This is a genomic window from Holdemanella hominis (genome assembly GCF_014306155.1).
Classification (GTDB): Bacteria; Bacillota_I; Bacilli_A; order Erysipelotrichales; family Erysipelotrichaceae; genus Holdemanella; species Holdemanella hominis.
Genome location: NZ_JACRWH010000016.1, coordinates 18,606 through 40,848 on the forward strand (window position 1 = coordinate 18,606; position 22,243 = coordinate 40,848).

The 22,243-nt window shown below is 34.0% G+C and carries 24 protein-coding genes, 2 tRNA genes, 1 riboswitch and 1 other annotated feature; of the genes, 4 read left to right on the forward strand and 22 right to left on the reverse strand.

The annotated features are described in order from the left end of the window. Positions 1 to 8 precede the first annotated feature (8 nt). Complete coding sequence (locus tag H8911_RS05540) at positions 9 to 1,373, reverse strand: murein hydrolase activator EnvC family protein (RefSeq protein WP_186998944.1); 1,365 nt, start codon at positions 1,371 to 1,373, stop codon at positions 9 to 11. Next, complete coding sequence (ftsX, locus tag H8911_RS05545; protein ID WP_186998945.1) at positions 1,370 to 2,272, reverse strand: permease-like cell division protein FtsX; 903 nt, start codon at positions 2,270 to 2,272, stop codon at positions 1,370 to 1,372. The genes H8911_RS05540 and ftsX overlap by 4 nt, the downstream gene beginning before the upstream one ends. Positions 2,273 to 2,446: 174 nt before the next feature. Between ftsX and H8911_RS05550 the strand changes: the two genes are divergently transcribed. Further along, on the forward strand, positions 2,447 to 3,424 hold the full coding sequence (locus H8911_RS05550) for a restriction endonuclease (RefSeq protein ID WP_186998946.1): 978 nt from the start codon (positions 2,447 to 2,449) through the stop codon (positions 3,422 to 3,424). 64 nt (positions 3,425 to 3,488) lie between these two features. Here the strand turns inward: H8911_RS05550 and H8911_RS05555 are convergent, their stop codons facing one another. From H8911_RS05555 to H8911_RS05575, 5 genes are all read right to left on the reverse strand, one after another. Then, positions 3,489 to 4,571 carry an iron-containing alcohol dehydrogenase family protein gene (locus H8911_RS05555; RefSeq protein WP_117925556.1) on the reverse strand — a complete coding sequence of 361 codons (1,083 nt, stop codon included), beginning with the start codon at positions 4,569 to 4,571 and terminating at the stop codon, positions 3,489 to 3,491. Continuing rightward, a complete protein-coding gene (locus H8911_RS05560; RefSeq protein WP_186998947.1) occupies positions 4,558 to 5,709 on the reverse strand; it encodes a YkvI family membrane protein in 1,152 nt (383 codons plus the stop codon). Before H8911_RS05560 ends, H8911_RS05555 begins: the two co-directional genes overlap by 14 nt. Positions 5,710 to 5,778: 69 nt before the next feature. Then, positions 5,779 to 6,017 (reverse strand) — a binding site (T-box leader). A 105-nt stretch (positions 6,018 to 6,122) separates the two neighbouring features. Continuing rightward, positions 6,123 to 6,599 (reverse strand): methylated-DNA--[protein]-cysteine S-methyltransferase, encoded by a 477-nt coding sequence (locus tag H8911_RS05565; protein WP_186998948.1) that lies wholly within the window; start codon positions 6,597 to 6,599, stop codon positions 6,123 to 6,125. Positions 6,600 to 6,657: 58 nt separating this feature from the next. After that, positions 6,658 to 6,733: transfer RNA gene (locus tag H8911_RS05570), tRNA-Ala, on the reverse strand. Positions 6,734 to 6,747: 14 nt separating this feature from the next. Further along, positions 6,748 to 6,824 (reverse strand) — tRNA-Ile (locus H8911_RS05575). 146 nt (positions 6,825 to 6,970) lie between these two features. Between H8911_RS05575 and H8911_RS05580 the strand changes: the two genes are divergently transcribed. Beyond that, positions 6,971 to 8,611 (forward strand): DUF2130 domain-containing protein, encoded by a 1,641-nt coding sequence (locus tag H8911_RS05580; protein ID WP_186998949.1) that lies wholly within the window; start codon positions 6,971 to 6,973, stop codon positions 8,609 to 8,611. Positions 8,612 to 8,641: 30 nt separating this feature from the next. On the opposite strand, the gene H8911_RS05585 is transcribed toward H8911_RS05580, so the two are convergent. The 13 genes from H8911_RS05585 to H8911_RS05645 all read right to left on the reverse strand — a co-directional run bounded on the left by H8911_RS05585 (position 8,642) and on the right by H8911_RS05645 (position 18,388). Further along, complete coding sequence (locus H8911_RS05585) at positions 8,642 to 9,538, reverse strand: CPBP family intramembrane glutamic endopeptidase (protein WP_186998950.1); 897 nt, start codon at positions 9,536 to 9,538, stop codon at positions 8,642 to 8,644. Positions 9,539 to 9,582: 44 nt separating this feature from the next. Next, the gene (locus H8911_RS05590; protein ID WP_117926133.1) at positions 9,583 to 10,089 is read right to left on the reverse strand and encodes a transcription repressor NadR; all 507 of its coding nucleotides are present in this window, start codon (positions 10,087 to 10,089) and stop codon (positions 9,583 to 9,585) included. Next, the gene (gene nadC, locus H8911_RS05595) at positions 10,090 to 10,941 is read right to left on the reverse strand and encodes a carboxylating nicotinate-nucleotide diphosphorylase (RefSeq protein ID WP_186998951.1); all 852 of its coding nucleotides are present in this window, start codon (positions 10,939 to 10,941) and stop codon (positions 10,090 to 10,092) included. Further along, the gene (locus H8911_RS05600) at positions 10,934 to 12,226 is read right to left on the reverse strand and encodes an L-aspartate oxidase (protein ID WP_117926131.1); all 1,293 of its coding nucleotides are present in this window, start codon (positions 12,224 to 12,226) and stop codon (positions 10,934 to 10,936) included. The genes nadC and H8911_RS05600 overlap by 8 nt, the downstream gene beginning before the upstream one ends. A gap of 1 nt (position 12,227) precedes the next feature. Further along, complete coding sequence (gene nadA, locus H8911_RS05605) at positions 12,228 to 13,133, reverse strand: quinolinate synthase NadA (RefSeq protein ID WP_186998952.1); 906 nt, start codon at positions 13,131 to 13,133, stop codon at positions 12,228 to 12,230. 148 nt (positions 13,134 to 13,281) lie between these two features. Beyond that, positions 13,282 to 13,803: a ferritin gene (locus tag H8911_RS05610; RefSeq protein WP_117926129.1), complete on the reverse strand. Its 522-nt coding sequence runs from the start codon at positions 13,801 to 13,803 to the stop codon at positions 13,282 to 13,284. A gap of 64 nt (positions 13,804 to 13,867) precedes the next feature. Continuing rightward, positions 13,868 to 14,329 carry a flavodoxin family protein BilS gene (gene bilS, locus H8911_RS05615; protein WP_117926135.1) on the reverse strand — a complete coding sequence of 154 codons (462 nt, stop codon included), beginning with the start codon at positions 14,327 to 14,329 and terminating at the stop codon, positions 13,868 to 13,870. Between the two features lie 13 nt (positions 14,330 to 14,342). Beyond that, positions 14,343 to 14,591, reverse strand: coding sequence for a hypothetical protein (locus tag H8911_RS05620; protein ID WP_117926128.1), 249 nt, complete (start codon positions 14,589 to 14,591; stop codon positions 14,343 to 14,345). Positions 14,592 to 14,654: 63 nt separating this feature from the next. Further along, complete coding sequence (gene rbr, locus H8911_RS05625) at positions 14,655 to 15,197, reverse strand: rubrerythrin (protein WP_117926126.1); 543 nt, start codon at positions 15,195 to 15,197, stop codon at positions 14,655 to 14,657. A 96-nt stretch (positions 15,198 to 15,293) separates the two neighbouring features. Beyond that, positions 15,294 to 15,683: an Inorganic pyrophosphatase gene (locus H8911_RS05630; RefSeq protein ID WP_117926124.1), complete on the reverse strand. Its 390-nt coding sequence runs from the start codon at positions 15,681 to 15,683 to the stop codon at positions 15,294 to 15,296. Positions 15,684 to 15,760: 77 nt separating this feature from the next. Then, a complete protein-coding gene (locus tag H8911_RS05635) occupies positions 15,761 to 16,744 on the reverse strand; it encodes an asparaginase (RefSeq protein ID WP_117926122.1) in 984 nt (327 codons plus the stop codon). After that, entirely contained in the window at positions 16,737 to 17,246 is a 510-nt protein-coding gene (locus tag H8911_RS05640) for a hypothetical protein (RefSeq protein ID WP_186998953.1), read from the reverse strand. The genes H8911_RS05635 and H8911_RS05640 overlap by 8 nt, the downstream gene beginning before the upstream one ends. Positions 17,247 to 17,254: 8 nt before the next feature. Next, a complete protein-coding gene (locus H8911_RS05645; RefSeq protein ID WP_186998954.1) occupies positions 17,255 to 18,388 on the reverse strand; it encodes a glycerate kinase in 1,134 nt (377 codons plus the stop codon). Between the two features lie 175 nt (positions 18,389 to 18,563). On the opposite strand from H8911_RS05645, the gene coaBC reads away from it, so the two are divergent. After that, positions 18,564 to 19,760 carry a bifunctional phosphopantothenoylcysteine decarboxylase/phosphopantothenate--cysteine ligase CoaBC gene (gene coaBC, locus H8911_RS05650; RefSeq protein WP_117926116.1) on the forward strand — a complete coding sequence of 399 codons (1,197 nt, stop codon included), beginning with the start codon at positions 18,564 to 18,566 and terminating at the stop codon, positions 19,758 to 19,760. A gap of 1 nt (position 19,761) precedes the next feature. Beyond that, complete coding sequence (locus H8911_RS05655; RefSeq protein ID WP_117926114.1) at positions 19,762 to 20,529, forward strand: type III pantothenate kinase; 768 nt, start codon at positions 19,762 to 19,764, stop codon at positions 20,527 to 20,529. Here the strand turns inward: H8911_RS05655 and H8911_RS05660 are convergent. Together H8911_RS05660 and H8911_RS05665 are read right to left on the reverse strand one after the other, a co-directional pair. Continuing rightward, the gene (locus H8911_RS05660) at positions 20,526 to 21,710 is read right to left on the reverse strand and encodes a cation:proton antiporter (RefSeq protein ID WP_186998955.1); all 1,185 of its coding nucleotides are present in this window, start codon (positions 21,708 to 21,710) and stop codon (positions 20,526 to 20,528) included. The two genes, H8911_RS05655 and H8911_RS05660, sit on opposite strands and share 4 nt — an antisense overlap. 46 nt (positions 21,711 to 21,756) lie before the next feature. After that, positions 21,757 to 21,832: riboswitch (Fluoride riboswitch) on the reverse strand. 185 nt (positions 21,833 to 22,017) lie between these two features. Continuing rightward, positions 22,018 to 22,243: hypothetical protein (locus H8911_RS05665; protein ID WP_186998956.1), on the reverse strand; the 226-nt coding region annotated here is incomplete at its 5' end.

Below are 22,243 nucleotides of genomic sequence, written 5' to 3' on the forward strand. Positions count from 1 at the left end.
TGTTCCTCCTAACTAAAGAACTTTTCTGGTCTTTCCCTGCAAGGCGCTGCTTTGCCAGCTTCACAAGAAGTACCTGTGCCTGACCAGCCTGTTCCCCACGCAAAATCAGCACCCGCACTAAAACGAGCTACCGCATCACTTACAGACATTGAACCTAGATTATAGACTTCAATATGTGTATGTGGCCCACTTGAATTTCCTGAATTTCCCGATAACGCGATTGCTTGACCTTGTGAAACACTTTGTCCTGCACTTACGTAGATTGTTTGCGACAAGTGACAGAAACTTACGGCATAAAGTGTATCGTTCACATTACACAACATTTCTATTGTGTTTCCACCACCATAAGGATATCCTGACCAGTTACCCAAATAGCCTGAGTTGCTTCCTACAGGGGCTGCGGCATATAAAATCACACCACTTGCTGGAGCTACTACAGTTGTACCAATTGGAGCTGCCCAATCTAGTCCTAAGTGCATGCCTCCACCAGGATATGCCCAGGTACCTGCACTTTTGCTTCCACCTTGTACAGGATGTATAAATCCAGATACGGATTCAATCGATCCTGAGAAGTTTGTTGAAATCACAAAGTCTCGAATGCTATTCATGTCCACTTGTGCGGAACGTTTCTGTGCTTCTAATTCTGTAATTTTTTTCTGATATTCTTCAACCAGTTTATTATAAGATTCCTCTAATTTACTGGCCTGCTGTTTTTGCGATTCTAATTCTGCCTTTTGACTTTTTGCGTCTTCATCTAAACGTTTTTGTTCATCTTGCTGCAAAACAAGTTCTTTCTTTAATTTATTTAACTTTTTAATTTGCGACTGATCATCTTCTGTGATTCTTTCAACTCCAGAAATACGACGAAGCATATCACTTAAACTATCCGATCCCATGATCAAGTCTATAATCATATTGGTTCCAATCGTTGTTTGTTCATTTTTCATACGATTTTCGATTTGTGCGTTCCAAGCATCAATTTCAGCTTGTTTTGCCTGAATCTTCTCTTCCAATTCTTTAATGTTGTTTTCAATCAACTCAATCGATTTTTCTTTTTCACTTATCTGCGTTTGTAAATTGGAAACCAATTCTTTTTGTTCCTTGGCAAGCTGCTCCATTTTTGTCGTATCACTCTGCAAAGAAGCTATGCTCGAAGTATAAGCTTCAATACTGTTTTGCAGACTTTGTTTACGATTCTTCTGATATTCCTGAAATCCCTGACAAGCTTTTACGCCAGCTTGTGAAGTTTGTGCCTGACTACACTTGGCATACCAGGCTTCTGTATCGGAATAGTCTTCTGCTGAAACAGGCATGATTAATGAGCAGGCCATAGCTAAACTTAGAAAACCTGCACAGAATTTATATTTTCTCATCGTGTCCACCTCAAATATTTTCTAACGGCTAAATAACTTCCTAGCATTCCTACAACCATTCCAATCAAAAGAATGCCACCTGAAGTACAAAGTACGAATGGATATGGTTTCAGCATACTCATCATGTCACTAAAAAACATACCATTCATTACGTGGTAAAGTCCTGTATAGCCAAATATACAAATCAAAACAGGGCCTAATGCACCCCAAAAGCCAATAAAGATTCCTTCTAATACAAACGGTAAAGAAATATACCAGTTATAGGCACCAACTGTTCGCATGATCGCAATCTCATCTTTTCGTACTAAAATTGTCATTTTAATAGTATTTCGAATCAAGAATACGGCAATCAAAACCATCAATCCAACAAAGACACTTCCCCATACACGGATATTTTTAAACAGTTGAATCATCGTGTTGATAGCACTACCTCCATATGTAGCTTGAACAACACCATCCATTTTAGAAATTTTCTTTGTCACTTTTGAAATTTTTGTGTTGTCTTTTAATTCCACATTCAAAACGTCATATAAAGGGTTCTTGTCCTCTCCCTTATATTGTTTAAACATCGCCCCATTTTCTTTGATCAACGCATCCAATTCCTCTTCTTTACTTGAATACGTTACTTTTTTTACGGAAGCAAGAGATGAAATTGAATCGGATAATTCACTAATTTCTTCATCTTCTAGTGTTGGATTTAAAGAGACTTGAATCATAAATTCACTTTCAATTTGACTCGTAAATCCTCCGACATTCATATAAATCACAAATATAAACAAAGCCATTAATAAAGCAATGCCAATCGATACAATGGAAGAAAAGGTCATCAAGAAATGACGGTGCATATCTTTATTGGCACTGTGTACTAGTCTTGGTAAACTCTTAAAAAACAGTAACATTTTTATCACCTACATCACTAATTATAACATATCTATCAAATCAACCTACAAATCACAAAATTTCACATACACCTTCATTCTAATCCTTCCATGTGAAAATAACATTAAAGTCGCTAATTTTCTCAAAAAATGATATATTTTTCTTATAGTTTTTATAAAAAGGGGAAAATTAAAATGTACATATTTGAAGATTTAATAGGCTATATCTTCTTAGCATCTTTATTAGGGATTATTTTAACTATTATTATTGGTCCTTTTGTTTACCTTACGATTTACATAAGGAATAAAAGAGAAGAAAAAGCCATTGAATTAAATAACAATCTCAAAAGAGAATTTACCAATAAATATCAATTAGATATAATGCCGAGCAACGCAATTATCGAGAGCACAGAAGAATGTTATGCAGAAAATTATTATCAATTAAATTTTCCACATTGGAAATTTGAAAATATGAATAAAACAAAAGATAATCGCATGAACAATAATTATATTGTCTGGGAAGATAGTTATCTCTATATTGACAACTATTTAATATCTTTTGATAATCCATTATCCCTAATGGACTGTATCTATCACTTACGAAATAATAGCGTTGAAATAAAGAAATCTTTTTACGAAATTGAAAAGATAAATAAAGAAAAGAGTAAATTTGAATATAGCAACACCCTCCTGTCAATTACAGATTTAATCAGACTATATAGTTCAAAGCCTACAGATTTTGAGTATTATTGTGCAAATATTTTTAAAAAAATAGGCTTTGAAGCTGTAGTAACTCCGCCAACTAACGATGGAGGATATGATATAAAATTATTGAAGAACAACAATATATTCGCTTTAGTTGAATGCAAGTTATTTGATAAAACAAAAGTTGGACGACCATTAATCCAAAAACTTGTTGGAGCTAGTGTCACAGAAAAAGCCAATAACTTGATTTTTATAACGACAAGTGATTTTTCAAATGAAGCAATAGAATACGCTAATGCCACTCACGTTCAACTTATTAACGGCGAAAATCTAATCAAATTATCCGAACGTGTCTATCATAGTGACAACAAAAATTATTTTGATGAAGATTCTGTAAGACTTGATATTCAAGACTTCTTAGAATACATACCAAAAGATATTTTAGCAATCTGCTATGATAATATGTAATCATTAAAAAGAATCCCGAAAAATCGGGATTCTTTTTATAAGCAAAGATCGATTACTCGATCTCTTATAAGCTTTGACCTACTGCATCTGCCTTTTTAATAGCGTCAATAAACTCTTCTTTTGTGAATGGGAAAGGTGCATTTTTCCACTCATTTGTTTTTGTAGCCGCTTCAGTCAAAGCTTCCAAATGGCTTTCATCCAAGTCCACATCCGCTAAAGTCACTGGTAAGCCGATTGATTTATTGAATTTTGCCATTTTCATTAAATTTTCTTCATCTTTGGCATATGCATACAATACTAATACACCAAAGGATACAACTTCGCCATGTAGATGGTGTCCATCACGTGTAATTGAGCAACTACCATTATAGAAGGCATGCGCAATGCTTGAATTATAATAATATTCTGGTTGGTTTGTTAAGTTTGAAACATATCCAGTTGATACGACAATATCCAAGGCAATAGCTTCGATTGCAGCTGAATTTGTATCATTTTTACAATCTTCCATACCTTGTTTACCATATTTCAACAATGGTGCAGTACAAGTTTTCGCCAATGCCAATCCCATTGTAGCCGTGTGATCTAAAATCTTTCCTTGTGTTGCGAATTCAACTTCACATTGTTTAGACAACGCATCCCCAATTCCGGCCCAGAAATATTCACTTGGTGCTTTTGCGATGACATCTGGATTGATAAAAATGTGTGCTGGACAATGAGGATATGAATAGTGGTCCAATGCTCCATTATCATCATATACTACGGCAATAGCTGTAGCGGCCGAACAGTTTGAACAGATTGTTGGAAATGAAAAAACCATTTTGTCATTCATCTCAATGGATGCGGTTTTACAAGTATCGATAGCTTTTCCTCCACCAATCGCAAAGATAACATCGGCTTCTTGTACGTTTGAATTTGAAGTCAATTTATGTACGTTCGTCATAGTACATTCAATACCATATACAATTGAATCTGTAATAATAATATCAGTCTCTTTAATGGCTTCACGAATTCTTGGTTCAGTAGCCGCCAAAGCTCTTTTACCACCAATCAATACAACTTTTTTAACATTGTACTTTTCACATACACCTGGGATTTCGTTGTAACAACTTTCTCCGACTGAATAATTAGACATTTCAATTGTTTTCATAAACTTCTACTCCTTCTTTTACTTCAATACTTTTTGTATGATAATTCTTGTATACACCGACCGTTAAGAATGGAACAATGATGATTGCGATAGCTAAATATCCACAATATCCATATCCATATTTAATAATATTTGTTAATCCGGCTAAAGAAATTGTCATGGATACAATAATAATAAAGGCAGATACAATAATTCTTTTCTTTACTGGATTTTCTACATTCTTTAAAACACGCATATTTTCAAAGCGAGCCACAAATCCGAATGTTGTTGTTACTGCTGTAGAAATTAAGCAAAGTAATAAACAAATACCATATACAACAACCATCCAATTGGCATTCATCGTATTTAAACTCGTCAATGTAGGAAGAGTTGTTTCTCCATAAACACTCTTCCAAGAAATTAACATCAATACACTTAATACTAATGCGACAGCATTCATCACAAATGAGACCCACATTGCTTTTGAACAAGATTTTCGATCTGGTAAGATAGCTCCACATGCTACGATCGTTGGTAATGTCACACATTGAAAGCCTGCATATGTAAATGCATTTAAGATGGCTTTAGGCATATCCATAAAACCATTTACAGTAAAGTCATTTGCTAAAATAGCTCCAATATTTTGACCTTTCATGATTCCCATACCATAAATAACAATAGCTGTTACCAAAATAGCCATACCCATATATGTACTTGCCATACGAACCACGTCAGCTCCAAAAATTGTTAAGCAAAGAACAACAATTCCAACCGCAACGACACAAGCATAATAATTAAATCCAAAGTATTGTTGCAATGCACTTGCAGCTCCACTAATTGCTGCTGCAACAGCCATCAAAACCATGATATTAAAGAAGATCTCAAATAAGATTTCCAACTTATCGAATGGATGATATAAGTTTTCAAACAATTCCTTTGCACTTGTCAAATTTCTCTGGTTATACATCACCATGGCTTCTCGCATTGTCAATATCAATAGCAACATAGCTATTATGGCACTCACAATACCAGTCCATCCTAAACCTACATAATATGTATTTGCCTGATTTCCTGTGGCAAATCCACCTCCAGCATGTGCTGAGAATAATACAGCGCCTACCGAAAATATCGCCATTTTCCCAACTTTTTGTGCTTTCATAATTTTCCTCCTATAACGTGCACAACAAGCTAACAAAAAAACCAATCGTTTCTTGCTGCCTGTTTAGACAGAAGAGACGAAAGGTTAGAATTACAATACTTCCGCGGTACCACTCTTCTTCATTCATTTAAGAATGCACTCATTTCAGATGCTATCACATCCTGCTTTATTAACGTTAAGCCTACGTTCAAGTCTTATCAACCTGACCACTCCATGGTAAGTTCAAAGTTCAATCCTTTATGTCTTGCACCAACCGACAACTCTCTAACAAAGACTTTCCTTTTACTACTCCATTTCCTTGTGTTTTATGCGTTTATAATAACACCACATTTTCATTTAAGCAAGCATTTTATTACATTTATTTTCAGTAAATTCGAATCTATGTTTTACATCCATCAAAAAAATGGTACATATTACTCATATATACCCTCAATTTCTAATAATTTTTCTTTCTTCTCAATTCCACCTGCATATCCAGTTAAACTACTGTTGGATCCAATTACTCTATGACAAGGAATCAAAATCGAGATCTTATTATGTCCTACAGCACTTCCCACTGCTTGTGCTGACATTGATGGAGAAATCATTCTTGCGATGTCTTTATATGTCATAGTTTTACCATAGGGTATTTTAAGAAGTAGTTGCCAAACTTTCTTTTGAAACTTTGTTCCAATTAGATGCATTTTAGGCAAAACTTTTGGTTCATTACCACTAAAATAAAGATTTAACCATTCTTTTGTTTCTTTTAAAACAGCCGTTTCTTTTTCAACAGGGTCTATCAAACCATCCGCATAATATTTTTGATTTTCAAACCAAACACCAATCAATCCGATTTCATCAGCCGCCAATAACATTTTACCTAATGGTGAATCATAATATTGTATATACATAATCAAACCTCTATATATAGAAAAAAAGTCATCCGAAGATGACTTACTTTTTTTTAATTGGTGGAGCGTATCGGGATCGAACCGATGACCCCCTGCGTGCAAGGCAGGTGCTCTCCCAGCTGAGCTAACACCCCATATATTCAGCAAATGGTGGGCCTGAATGGACTTGAACCAACGACCTCACCCTTATCAGGGGTGCGCTCTAACCACCTGAGCTACAGGCCCATTTGCTGAATGCCTATTTAATATACCATGCGATTTTATATTATGCAAGTCTTTTTTTGATTTTTTTTAAATATTATAATTAATCTAGTTTTAGACATCAGTATTGTCAGTTTAATGATTATAATCTTTTAAAATGGAGGTATCTTATGAGTCAAATAAAATGTCCCAATTGTGGAACTGTATTTCAGGTGGATGAGAGTCACTATCATGAAATCTTACAACAAGTCCGTAATGAAGAATTTGAAAAGGAATTAAAAGAAAGAGAAAAGAATTCAAACCAGGTTCTTCAGTCTAAACTTGAAAAAGAATATGAAGCTAAATTAAGTCAGAAAACTTTAGAAATCAAAGAGCTTCAGGCAAATAAAGAGCAAGAAATCATTTCTTTAAAAGAACAATTAAAGTCTACTGAACAAATTATCAAGAGTGAAACTGAAAAAGCTTATCAAGACCAATTAAACAAGAAAGAGCTTGAAATCAAACAGCTGCAATCGGACTTCAATCAGAAACAAAGTGATAAAGAGCAGGAAGTCATTTCATTAAAAGAAAAGCTAGAAGCAAGTACGCAGTTAACGAAAACTGAAACGCAAAAAGAATATCAGGAGCAATTAAATCAAAAAGATTTAGAGATTTCTAAACTCAATGCCAAATTAGAACAGATTCTTTCACAGAATAAAATCCATGAATCTAAGGCTGAACAAGAATATAGATTGCAGCTACAGGCAAAGGAAAATGAAATTCAAGCCTTAAAGAACAACATTTCAAACAACGAAAAAGTATTAAAGGCAAATCTATTAAATACATACCAATCAAAGCTAAATGAAAAGAACCTTGAAATCCAGTCTTTAAAGCAAGATATGGATAAGGCTAAGGTTGAAAACGAATTGAATGTAAAGAGTATTAAACAAGATCTACAAAATCAAATCGAGCAGGATAAAATGAAATATCAGCTTCAAGAAAAGAGCTTGCAGGAAAAATACGATACTTTACTACAAACCAAAGATGAGCAAATTGCCTACTATAAAGATTTCAAATTAAAACAGTCTACTAAAATGATTGGTGAATCTTTAGAACAACATTGTGAAATTGAATTCAATAAACTTCGTGCTACTGGTTTTCAAAATGCATACTTTGAAAAAGATAATGATGCTCGTACAGGATCAAAGGGTGACTATATCTATCGTGAGTTAGACGAGAATGGTGTAGAAATCATTTCCATCATGTTTGAAATGAAAAACGAAAATGACAAAACAGCTACAAAACATAAGAATGAAGATTTCTTAAAAGAATTAGATAAAGACCGTAATGAAAAGAATTGTGAATATGCTGTTCTTGTTTCTATGTTAGAGCCAGAAAACGAATTATATAACACGGGTATTATTGATAAATCCCATCGCTATCCAAAGATGTATGTGATTCGTCCTCAATTCTTTATTCCAATGATCACCATTTTAAGAAATGCTGCATTCAATTCTATGCAGTATAAAAATGAATTGCAGTTGATGCGTAATCAAAATATTGATATTACACACTTTGAAGAGAATATGAATGATTTTAAACAAAAGTTCTCAAGAAATTATGAATTAGCTTCCAAAAAATTCAATACGGCTATCGAAGAGATTGATAAAACAATTTCACATCTTCAAAAGACAAAAGAAGCCTTACTATCAAGTGAAAGACAATTGCAATTGGCTAATAATAAAGCAGAGGATCTTACAATCAAGCGTTTAACTCGTAACAATCCTACAATGAAGCAGAAGTTTGATGAATTAAAGAAATATGACAAATAAAGGACATTTCCAATAGGAGATGTCCTCTTTTTAAAACATATTCATGAATAATGAAATGATAATCCAAAGAATAGTAAATATTAAATATAAAAGGTTAGGAATTTGCTTAAAGAATCTTACATACCAATTCTCATTTGTCTTCTCTTCTTTAATAAATGCATTCACTTCCTTTGATTTTAGTATTATTGTAATGAGGCCATAAATCACAAGGGCAAGTACTAAAACTGTAATCAAAACATGATTTGAATAAACCGACATTAAAGCTAAAAAGTTATTACCTGCATGAGCTAGCATAGTAACTAAAATACTATCCGATTTAAGATACATATAACATAGTACCAGTCCCATAAAGAAAGCGGGTATGGCTTGTGTAATATTTAAATGTAAAAGTCCAAATAATAAAGAAGTCACAATAATCGCAAACATTTTATTATATTTCGACAATGTTTGTAGAATCATACCTCTAAATATCAACTCTTCAAATATAGGTGCAAGCACGACAACACTGATAAAAGTAAAAGCGTTATACATTAAACTGCCGCTTAACGAAAAATCTGGACTTGTATTTGGTAATCCAAATTTTGATAATAAAGCACCAATAATACCAATCGCATAATTCAGAAAATACATCATTGAAACAGTATCTATTGTCTCTTTGGGTTTAAATGTAAACTTCAAATCTTTGATATTTTGTTTAAAAGAACTACTCATAAACCATAATATGATGATTCCAGATATAAAAGAAATCAACATTTCAATGCAGGCATTGATTGCAGAATAATCATAATACAAAGAATACATAATTAAAGGCATTGCGACAAAGCTAAACAAAAAAGAGAGTGTCAGCTGCATAATAATATATAGCCATAATGAGCCTCCAACTTTACTTAATTCTTTATCGGGCATAAATTTAGGTGGTTGTTGCATAAAATCCCTACTTTCTTAAATTTATTCTAACACAAAAGAGGCTCTTAGGCCTCTTGTAAAATATGAAGTTTTCTTAATGATTCCTCAATTGAATCTAAATCTTCTTTTGATTGTGCACTCACCGTATGACAATGATATCCACTCGTTAGATCCGTTAAAGGTTTTGCCTGATTCTGTGAAATAGAATCAATGAATTCCTTGACTTGTTTTCTAGAACTAATGTTCATTTTAGCCTCTAACTTTCCATATACATCATGTTTGACAAATACATTTTCAATACAGCCACCACAATCTACGATCGCATTCATTTCTTCTTCCATACGATCATTCAAATGAAAACAAGAAAATACTCTTCGAACTCTTTGATGTGAACATACATATCCTTTGTGTGTCGCATAAATATGAACATTTCTTGCCTTTAATAAGGCAATATCCTGCACAATGACTTGTCTTGATACATTAAACTTTTTGGAAAGTTCACTTCCTGAAACTGGCACTTCGCTTTTTGAAATCGTGTCATAAATGGCTTGAAGTCTAGCTTCTTTTTCCATTTATTTCACCTGCAAGTTTTTTAAAGACAAATCTAAAATAGGTGCTGAATGCGTTAGAGCACCACTTGAAATATAGTCCACACCTAAGGCAGTTAATTTTTCAATATTCTCTTTTGTGACATTTCCAGAACATTCAGTTTCGGATCTTCCATCGATGATTTCAATTGCTTTTTTCATATTTTCAACACTCATGTTATCTAACATGATAATATCCGCACCTGCTTCAACCGCTTCTTTAACCTGTTCTAAATTTTCTACTTCCACTTCAATTTTACGAACGAAAGAAGCATAATCCTTTGCCATCTGAACTGCATTCGTGATTGAACCAGCTGCTGCGATATGATTATCCTTCAACATAACACCATCTGATAAATTGTATCTATGGTTATTTCCACCACCAACACGAACTGCATATTTTTCAAACACACGCATATTTGGTGTTGTTTTTCTTGTGTCCAACAGCTTTGTCTTTGAACCCTTCAAATAAGATACGACACGATTTGTATAAGTGGCAATTCCACTCATTCTTTGAAGATAATTCAACGCAGTTCTTTCACCTGATAAAAGAACACGAACATCTCCAGACACTTCAGCCAATAATTGTCCGTTTTTAACGGCATCCCCATCTTTTACATAGAATTTCACTTCCATGTTTTCATCTAATAAATAAAAGACTCTTTCAAATACTTCAAGGCCTGCAATGATTCCTTCTTCTTTACAGATCAATTGTACCTGCCCATATTGATAGGAAGGCATGACTGCATTTGTTGAAACATCTTCACTTGTTATATCTTCCTGCAAAGCTTGGATCAATAAGTGATCCACATTTAAACGCATTGTATTCTTATCCACGAGCTTGTCTCTCTCTTTCTATTTCTTCAAGTACCATATCATGATACATTTTTTCTTGATTTGACAACTGATGTGACTTAATCACATTCGTCAAATGATCAAATTCACTAGTTGTTGCCGGTTTATTTTTCAATAAATCTTCAACAGCTCTTTTACCCCACACTAAAGATTCAAGTAAAGAGTTGCTAGCCAAGCGGTTTCTTCCGTGAACTCCGTTGCAGCTCGTCTCTCCTACCGCATATAAGTGGGACATAGAAGTACGTGAATCTTTATCTACATGAATTCCACCCATAAAATAGTGCTGGGCTGGCGTAACAGGAATCCATTCTTTTGTACAATCATATCCTTCTTCCAAACACTTTTCATAAATGTGAGGAAAATGATTCTTAATGACTTCTTCACCTAAAACAGTCATATCCATCCAAACATAAGGCATATCATCCTTCTTCATTTGTTCGCGAATCTTTTGTGTCATGATATCGCGTGGCAACACTTCATTCGCAAAACGCTTTCCGTCTTTTCCATAAAGCTTAGCCCCTTCTCCACGAACCGATTCACTAATAAGGAAGGCTCTTCCTTTTTTCTTTGTATATAAAGTTGTTGGGTGAATCTGTACATAATCCACATTTTCTAATTTAATACCATGCTGGATTGCAATCGCAATGGCATCTCCCGTTAAGTGTGGATAGTTAGTTGAATGATCATATAATCCGCCGATTCCACCACACGCAAAGATTGTATAACCAGCTTCAATGCTCATTTCATTATTGTTGGCATCTTTCGCCAAAACACCATAACATACATTGTCCTTTTCAATAATGTCTGTCATTGTGACATATTCCATGATTGTAACATTCTCTAATTTGCGAACCGCATCTAATAAAGTGGATGTGATTTCTTTTCCCGTAATATCTTCATGGAATAAAATACGTGGCTTAGAATGTGCCCCTTCACGCGTGTAATCTAATTCACCATCTTTTGTCGCAAAATTAACACCATATCCAATCAGTTCATTAATAATATCACGGCTTGAATTGATCATAATTTCAACAGATTCCTTACGATTTTCGTAATGCCCTGCCTTCATAGTATCTTCCATAAAAGAATCAAAATCATTTTTGTCTCTCAATACACAAATTCCACCTTGTGCTAAAAATGAATCACTATTTTCCGCATCAGATTTTGTCAACATTAGGACCTTTTTATCATTTGGAACATGTAAAGCTGCAAACAACCCACTTGCACCTGTTCCAACAATAACTATATCTGCCTCTAACTTTTCCATATTATTTTGCCAACTCCAACATTCTATCTAATGACTTTTCGGCCATAGCCTTCACTTCTTCATCTACAAACACTTCATTTGTCTCATTCAACAAACAATCATAAACTTTTTCCAAAGATACTTTTTTCATATTCATACAGATCAATTTATCGGATAATGGATAGAAAGTTTTATCTGGTGATTTCAACTGCATTTCATGAAGTACACCAAGTTCAGTGCCAATCACAAATTCTTTACTTGGATTGTCCACTGTATATTGAATCAATTCTGAAGTGCTTCCCGCAAAATCAGTTGCCTCAACAACTTCATTAACACACTCAGGATGAACAATGATTGGAACATTTGGATGTTCTTCACGTGCTTTTTCAACATCTTTTAATGTCACACGCTTATGTGTAATACAATATCCATCATTTAAGATAATATTCTTTTCAGGTACTTGTTTCTTCACATAAGCACCTAAGTTTCCGTCTGGAATAAAGAAAATATTTTTATTTGGAAGTGAACGAACAATCTTCACTGCGTTTGAACTTGTTACACAAATATCAGCCATTGTTTTTAGTTCAGCTGTTGAGTTGATATAACATACAATCGCTAAATCTTCATATTCTTCTTTAATCTTCTTAATAACAGCCTTACTTGCCATGTGTGCCATTGGACAATCTGCATTTAAATCTGGCATCAATACTTTCTTGTCTGGATTTAACATTTTGGCACTTTCACCCATAAATTTAACACCCGCAAATACAATAATATCTGCATCTGTATTTTTTGCTTTCTTTGCCAAAGCATATGAATCTCCGACAAAATCCGCTACATCTTGTACAGCTCCATCTACATAATAATGCGCTAAAATAATCGCATTTTTTTCCTTTTTTAATTTCAATACATCTTCTTTTAAAGACATGGAATTTTCCTCCCTTAAAAAATTTTACCGTTTTGAATTATACACCCAGGCTTTACATCTGACAAGACAGTTGTAAAGTCAATATTATATAAGTTATATATCACAATGAAATAAGCACGAAAAAAGCGATGAATCAAAAATCATCGCCTTAGTTTTTTGTCTGTAAAATGCTTGGTGCAATATAAGTACGAGTTTTGTACTCTGCATCTAAATCATACAAACCCTTGGCATCGTGTCCAAACAATTCAAATCGAGAAATTAAATCCGAAGCATTCTTTTCTTCTTCTCCTTGTTCTTTGACAAACCAATCCAAGAACTGCATAGTTCTAAAATCTTTTACTTCATAAGCTGCTGCGTAACAAGTATGAATCAATTCAGTTACGTATTGTTCATGTTTTAAGCCTGCTTTTAACGGATCACTTAGTTCATTTAAAGGAATATTTGGCTTATTAATAGCTTCCAAAACAACACTATGATCATTGTCTTGAAGATATTGCATCATCAATTGAGCATGTGCAATCTCTTCTTGTACTTGTACATGATACCAATTTGCGAAACCCTCTAAACTTTTATCATGATAATAATTTTCGAAATCCAAATACAAATAAGCAGAATATAATTCTTTATTAACTTGATTATTCAACAAGTCCGCTACTTTCTTACTCAACATAGCACATTCCTTCTTTCTGGCTACATCATACTCCTAGCGACAAGAAAAGCGTAGTGATATGCTCTCACAACGCTTCATTTACACATTTCATTAAACTGTCAACATCCTTATCGTTTGGATGTTTTAAAGCCTCATCAAAATTCTTCAACATTTCAGAATTCGATTCAAACTTTGCACGAATTGCCAAAGGCATCTTACCTTGACACATCCATGTTCCTTTAACGCAGTTGGATGCATCTAAATGATTTTGAACATTTTTTAAAATCATCTCAAAATATTCTTTAGATTTACCAAAACCAGCCGTTCCAAACAAGAAAACATTTTGATTACGTAGTGTAGAAAGATATTGTTTCATTTGATCATCACAATCTCCCTTATCACACCAGAATCCAATGCACAACAAATCTACAGGTTCTAAATTTTGTGTATTTTCTACAGGTACACAATATTTTGACTCCATAAAATTCAAGCTGTTTGCCAAAGATTGTGTATTCCCTGTTTTTGAACTATATACAATTCCTATCATAAAATATACCCTTTCATAAGTAGCGATTACGCCATGCATAATACTCTTCATCTTTTTCCATATCAATACCATGGTCATTTTCATAAACTTCAAACGTATTCTGATGAAATAGTGAAATAAAATCATTTCTTGAAATCTTTGAATGCCATTGACTATGCCATATATATACTTTATCTTTTTCCATTTTAATCAACGCACGATTCTCTAAACATATTAGTGCATGACTATCTTTTAATTTTTCAAATGCCTCTATTATTTCCATAGAATTATTTTAGCACAACTTTCAAGGATAAGAAAAGGTAGCCGAAGCTACCATGAGATATTATTATTCGTAATGATCTTTTAATTCTTGGAAATAAGCCTGTGGATGATTACATACTGGACATACTAATGGGGCTGTTTCGCCATAGTGAATGTGTCCACAATTCAAACAAATCCAAACAGTTGAAGTTGCCTTTTTAAACATTGCATCTTTTTCAACATCTTTCAACATAGCTTTATAACGAGCTTCGTGATGTTTTTCAATAGCCCCTACGCCTTCGAACAAGGCAGCAATATCATCAAAGCCTTCTTCACGAGCTTCTTTAGCCATTGTTGCGTACATATCTGTCCACTCATAGTTTTCACCTGCAGCCGCATCTTTTAGGTTTTCTGTTGTTGTAGGAACTTTTCCACCATGCAAAGCCTTAAACCACAATTTTGCGTGTTCTTTTTCATTATTTGATGTTTCAGTGAAAATGTTCTGAATCTTTACATAACCATCTTTTTTAGCTTGTGAAGCATAATATTGATACTTAACACATGCCTGAGATTCCCCTGCAAAAGCAGTCATTAAATTCTTTTCTGTTTTAGATCCTTTTAATTCCATAATAAAGACCTCCTATCTGTCTTCATTTTAAATCAACTCAACATATTTTTCCATTAAAACGCATAAGAAAAAGACAAATCCTAAGACTTGTCTTTTCTAATCATTATTTGACCATGATGGTGTATCATTGCCTCTTCGTACTAAAATAGCTTTTTGGAATTCGGTTTGATTCAAGAACTCTAAAATACGCATCGTTTCTTCTTCTGTACATCCTATCAATAATTTGACGATACAATCCTTCTTAAGAATGTCAGCTGTAATCGCAATCGCATCTACATTATTTGTTGCGATAGAACCTTTGAAAACATCAATAGGTTTTTGATCTGAACCAAATGTATCTGAAAGAAAACCGTAATCTACAGGGTAGACTAAATTTGTAAATTTATAGTGAGTACTTCCTTTTGGTCGGTCAATCGTACAACTGCTAGACAACAATAGTGTATCAAGCTTTTGCCAAAAGTATGCGTTATTTTCTAATTGCTGCATAATAACCTCCTGTCTTGTAATAGTCTATAGATTATTATAGCATTTACAAAATTATTTACAATACAAGAAAAGTTTTTTCAATATTCTTGGAAGAAAGATTTGATTGTTTCATGGTTTTTAGTACAATTTAGTGCAAGCATCAATAAAATCCTTGCCTTCTGCGCTGAAAATTTATAGGCCGGAATAGTGACTCTTTTAGAATCAAAAAATTCTGAATCAAAGACAGCTCCCTCTAATACGCGACTTGCACGTACGACTGTACATTCTCCTGTATAATTTTCTAAAACTTCTTTAATTTTTGTTGGATAATTCCCTGAACCTGTTCCTGCTAGAACTAGGCCATCATACGTACCTAACATAAATTTTAACAATTCAGGATCCGAATCTGTGTGCACATAAAAAATTTCTACTTTAGGCAAGTCATCAAATTCCATTTTTGAAAAAATGGTTTGGAATGTATGTTTTTTAAATGGTGCATTCAGTAAATACACATGATCATCACGCATATATCCTAGAGAGCCAAATTCACCCATTTTAAATGCATCGGTTTTATAGCTATTTGTTTTCTGTAAATCTCTACCTGAATAGATTGTATCAGAAATCACAGCTAAAACACCGGCTTGCCAAGCTTCCATATGACATGCTAAAGCTACTGCTTGATATAAATTCATAGGTCCATCTGCACTTGTTGCAGTTGCAGGTCGCATCGACCCTGTTAGGACAACAGGTTTATGACATGCCAAAGTAAGATTTAAAAAGAAGGCTGTTTCTTCTAATGTATCTGTACCGTGTGTAATAACAATTCCATCCACATAGCGATCTTTTTCTAATTCATGACAAATTTTTCTTAATTCAATCCATTTATCTAAACCCATATCATTAGAATCTACATTGTATAATTGAATCGTATTTAGATTTGCCAAATCACGAATTTGTGGAATACTTTTAACAATTTCTTCCACATCAAAAGTGCCCGCCTCATAATTCGCACTTTTGCCTAAACTTCCTCGACCAGCAATTGTTCCGCCTGTCGCAATGATTGTAATATTCTTCTTATTCATATGTTTCTAAAAACTCCCAGAACTCTTGTGTATCTGCCAAATCAAAATCAACGGTAGAATCAACATCCCATAAACTGACTGAATGATCATCTTCACTATAACCAATACCTGCATGTGTGGCCTTGCCATTTTCAATCACATATAATGTTGGTGTATAAAGGAAATATGGAGCCATATCCAAAAGAATCTTTCCATCTTCTGTCGAGCTTTGTAGCTGCTTAGAATCCTGGCTAATTTTACTAAAGCCATAGTTTGTTGAATCAATCTTATATAAAACAAGATTTGGATGTTCATCCTTTGTTTGTTTGATATATTCTTGTAAAGATTCACAATAAGGACAATTTTCTCTTTCAATAATTAACACAAAAGAGTCTTTATGATCTAATTTTTTCTGTAATTTTGTTGCCGTAATTTTTTTAATTTCGAAAGGTTCTTTTGAAGAACATCCAACAAGCCCAATGCACAGAACAAAAGCACAAAATATAGTTAATAGTTTTTTCATCGAACAACCTACTTTCTAATACCATCCATAAATTTAGTCAAACTAAAAGCCAATGCCTCTAGTTTTTCACTTCCTGTCTGTAAGGCCATCTGAAAAGACATGGCACGATCAGCACTCGAAAAAATTCCAATCATACCTTGCTCATAAAGTGATTGATAACCTAAGCCTAAAGCCCCACTCAAACAAACACATGGCACATTATAGGATCTTGCCAATTGGGCAATTCCTAGTGGCAATTTACCATACACTGTCTGCGCATCCGTCTGACCTTCTCCAGTAATGACTAAATCAGCATCTTGAAGATGATTTTTTAAGCCAGAATATTCTATAACTAAATCGATACCCGAAGTTCTTTTTGCCTTCATAACACCCAACAATACACATCCAATGCCTCCAGCCGCTCCTGAACCTTCAAATTCATTCACATTCACATGGAATGTCTGTTTCAATTTCGTACAATAATGAGCCATTCCTTTTTCGACTTCTGCCATTTGATTTAAATAAATTCCTTTTTGTTTCCCAAAAATATAAGTAGCCCCATTCTTCCCCAATAAATAATTCTTTACATCACAAGCACAAACGATTTCTACATCTTTTGGTAATCTTGCATAACGCTTATCAATAAAAGCTATTTGACTAAGAGCATATACGCTTGGTACAAGCAATTCTCTTTTTGAATTATAAAAGCGAACCCCAAATTCATTTAAAATTCCCATACCACCATCATTTGTTGCACTGCCACCTAAGCCAATAATAATTTTTTTACATCCTCTAGAAAGTGCGTCTTTCATCATGATACCCACACCTTTACTTGATGCGATCATTGGATTTCTTTTTTCTTTAGGTGTCATATTCAGTCCGATGCAGCTAGCCACATCCATTATGGCAAGTTGACCATCTTGAGAAATACAGTATGTCGTAAATACATTTTTACCATAGGCATCCACAGTTAATACGTCTATTGTCTTTCCTTGAATGATATCGCAAAACACCATAGCCGTTCCTTCTCCGCCATCGGCCATAGGAAAAGTTAAAACTTCATGTTTATTATTTGCCTTTAATATTCCTTTTTTTATACTTTCTTCGACTTCTTTTGAAGACATACAACCTTTAAAAGAGTCACACGCAACAATTATTTTCATGCGTACATTTTACCATATGCCACAAAAAATAAACACTTTTTTAATTTTTCAGTTTCATAAGTTTAAATATCCATAGTTAATACTTTATTGTTGCTTGAAAAGCAAGATGTCATATGGGATAATATTTGAGTGAAAATCTATACGTGATTTTATTCACAAAGGAGAATCAATAATCATGGAAAAAAAACATGTCGTTATAGGGGTGTCTGGAGGTATTGCAGCCTACAAAGCTTGCGATCTTGTCAGCAAATTATCCAAAAAAGATTATGAAATCAAAGTTGTCATGACAAAACATGCTCAAGAATTTGTCAAACCAATCAACTTTGAATCTTTGAGTAAACATAAATGTGAAGTTTCTTTGTTTGACGAAACAAATGAAGATCCAATTGCCCACATTACTTTAGCTAAATGGGCTGATATCATGGTGCTAGTTCCGGCTACAGCCAATATCATTGCCAAAGTTGTTCATGGTATTGCGGATGATATTGTTTCAACAACATTCTTGGCTTGTCATACTAAAAAATTAATTTGTCCGGCAATGAATGTTCATATGTATGAGAATGAGGTCACCCAAAGAAATATTAAACTTGCCAAAGAACTTGGCTATAAATTTGTAGAACCCGTTGTTGGTCATTTGGCATGTAATGATACTGGAAAAGGTAAGCTTGCTGATGTGCAAGATATTGTGTCTGCCATTGATCATGAGTTTGAATTGGAACAAACATTAAAAGGGAAAAACGTTTTAGTTTCTGCAGGTCCTACGCAGGAAGCTTTAGATCCTGTTCGTTTTTTAAGCAATCATTCAAGTGGTAAACAAGGGTATGCGATTGCCAAAGCCGCAAAAGCTCTAGGTGCCAATGTAACTTTAGTTGCAGGTCCTACTGCTTTAGAAGATCTTAATGATGTTAATATGGTACACGTAACAAGTGCGCAAGATATGTTTGATGCGATCACATCGAGACTCGATGTTCAAAACTATATCATCATGGCGGCAGCGGTTGCGGATTACAGACCTGAAATAGTCGCAGATCAAAAAATCAAAAAGTCAGATGAAGAGGTTACTTTTCATTTTGTGAAAAACCCAGATATCTTAGCTTACATTGGACAACACAAAAAAGAGAATCAAGTCATTTGCGGTTTTGCGATGGAAACTCAGAATTTAGAGGAAAATGCGCGAAAAAAACTAGAGTCCAAAAATTGTGATATGTTGATTGCGAATAACTTATTCACAAGTGGTGCTGGTTTTCAGACAGATACAAATGTTGTGACTTTATTAAGAAAGAATGATACGCAACATTTGCCTAAGTGTTCAAAAGAAGAATTGGGATATAAAATTCTAGAAACGATGAAAGAGATTGAGATGGAGAAATAATATGCTTGTAACAGTAGATATTGGAAATACAAATATTACGATTGGCATTTTTGATAAAGAGGATTTAATTGGTACATATCGATTAACGACAAAAGTAAGAAGAACGAGTGATGAATATGGTTTTATGTTAAAAAATTTTTTGGATCGTTCTAATGTACATGAAAAACAAATTGATGCCGTTATTGTTTCAAGTGTTGTTCCTAAAGTGATGCATTCCTTCACAAATGGAATCAAAAAATTTGTTGGTATCGAACCACTTATTGTTGGTCCTGGTATTAAGAGTGGTATCAGTGTTCAATTAGAAAACCCTAGAAATGTTGGCGCAGACCGTATTGCCGATTGTGCTGGTGCATTCAGTGAATATGGAGGACCTATTCTAGTGGCCGATTTTGGAACAGCTACAACTTATGACTATGTAGATGAAAATGGTTGTTTTAAAGCTGGTGCCATTGGTGTTGGTATTGAAACAGGAGCAAATGCATTATGGGGACAAACGGCACAACTTCCTGAAATTGAGATCAAACGTCCAAAAACTATCTTGGCAAGAAATACACAAACAGAAATGCAAGCTGGTGTATTTTATCAATTTTTGGGCGGAGTTGAATATACAATTGCTCAATTCAAAAAAGAAGTTGGTAAAGACATGAAAGTCATTGCAACTGGTGGTTTAGGAAGAATTGTTTGTAACTACACAAAATCCATTGATGTATATGATCCAAACCTAATTTTCAAAGGATTAAAAGTTATATATGAAAAGAACAAAGACTAATAAGCTCTTTGTTCTTTTTTTAACCATTTTTTATATGTATGTTCAATTAAAAATGCACCTAATGGAGCTGTAATCAAGATGGATAAAACAGCTACGGTCAATACAATTTGTCCACATTCTAGTCCTGCAGTCAAAGGAACTGAGCCAATTGCTGCTTGAACAGTAGCCTTAGGGCAATATGCGATCATGCAAAATAAGCGTTCTGATTTTGTCAAAGATGTTTTTAACAAACAAATAAATACTCCAAGCATTCTAAATAAAAGCACGCCAAATATCAACAGAATAGCCATAACGCCTGCTTTTAATGCATAAAAAATATTTACACAAGCTCCAACTAACACAAATAATAAGACTTCAGCGCCTACCCATAACTTATTAAATTTAACGGATAGTCGTTTGGATGCAACTGAATGATTTCTTTGAAGGAAAATTCCCATAAACATAATCGCAATTAATCCTGAAAATGGAATTGGTAAAGCATCCTCAAATGTCACTAGAATAAATGCCACACTTAGTAGAACTAAAATCTTTATAGTATCTCGCATATGATTTTTCTTAAAGAAGATTGCAAAACCTTTTCCTAATAATGCTCCACATATAATACCAGTTAGAATGGATAGTGGAATATTCACAAAGCTTAATATATTCACGCTTTCTCCTTGGGCTAAACTAAGAAATGCCGTAAACATCACAATCACAAATACATCATCTACACTTGCTCCAGCTAAAATCAATTGTGGAATACTTTCTTTCGTTCCATATCCTTCATCCATAAGTTGTAACATTTTTGGAACAATAACTGCAGGACTTACGGCTGCAACAACGCTTCCCATAATAGCAGCATCTAATAAAGAAATTCCTAATAATTTTGGCGCCAACAAAATCATTCCAACCATCTCAAAACAAGCTGGCACAAAACACATCAATATGGCTGGTCTTCCTACCCTTTTTAAATCACTTAAATCAAGATTCAATCCGGCTCGCATTAATATAATAATTAGAGCAATCTTTCTTAATTCACTGGATATGTTCAACAATGAAGAATCAATCAAGCCAAGACAATAAGGTCCTAAAAGAATTCCTGTAAATATCATTCCTAATAGCCCAGGTAATCTCATCTTTTTACATAACCAAGATAAAAACATTCCTGCAAGAAAAATATAAGATAGACTGATCAGCATTTTATCTCTCCTTTCAAAACGCAGAAAAGCTGATGGTTTCCGCGTTAAAAACACAGAAGTCATCAGCTTATAAAAGCGGTTTTAGTTTACAACTAAGGGAGAACTTCATTCCCAATGAGATTATACTACGACATCTAAGCTTTCATCAATAACTTTTTAATCGATTCTTCGCTCACTGAGAAAATGGATGCGATAGCTTTAACACTAAAACCTTTGTCTAGCATGATTTGATATACTTCAAATTGATTTAGTTCAATACCTTGTTCAGTGCCTTGCTTGATACCATATGGATTCCTCTGTTTGTTGATTATTCAAACATTTCATAGAATGCTCTGCACACTTTTACATCTCCTTTCTCGCTTTTCTGGTAGATACTCAATAACTCTTTGTTCTTTGTCGCTACATACGCAAAATACAATGCATCACGATTAAACTCTCGATCTAGATCTTCTTTTAAAATCTGCTTTCTATGGATTATACGCAATAGATCAAAAAAAACCTGTGTTGTCTTTTCACCTGTACTATACTTGTGA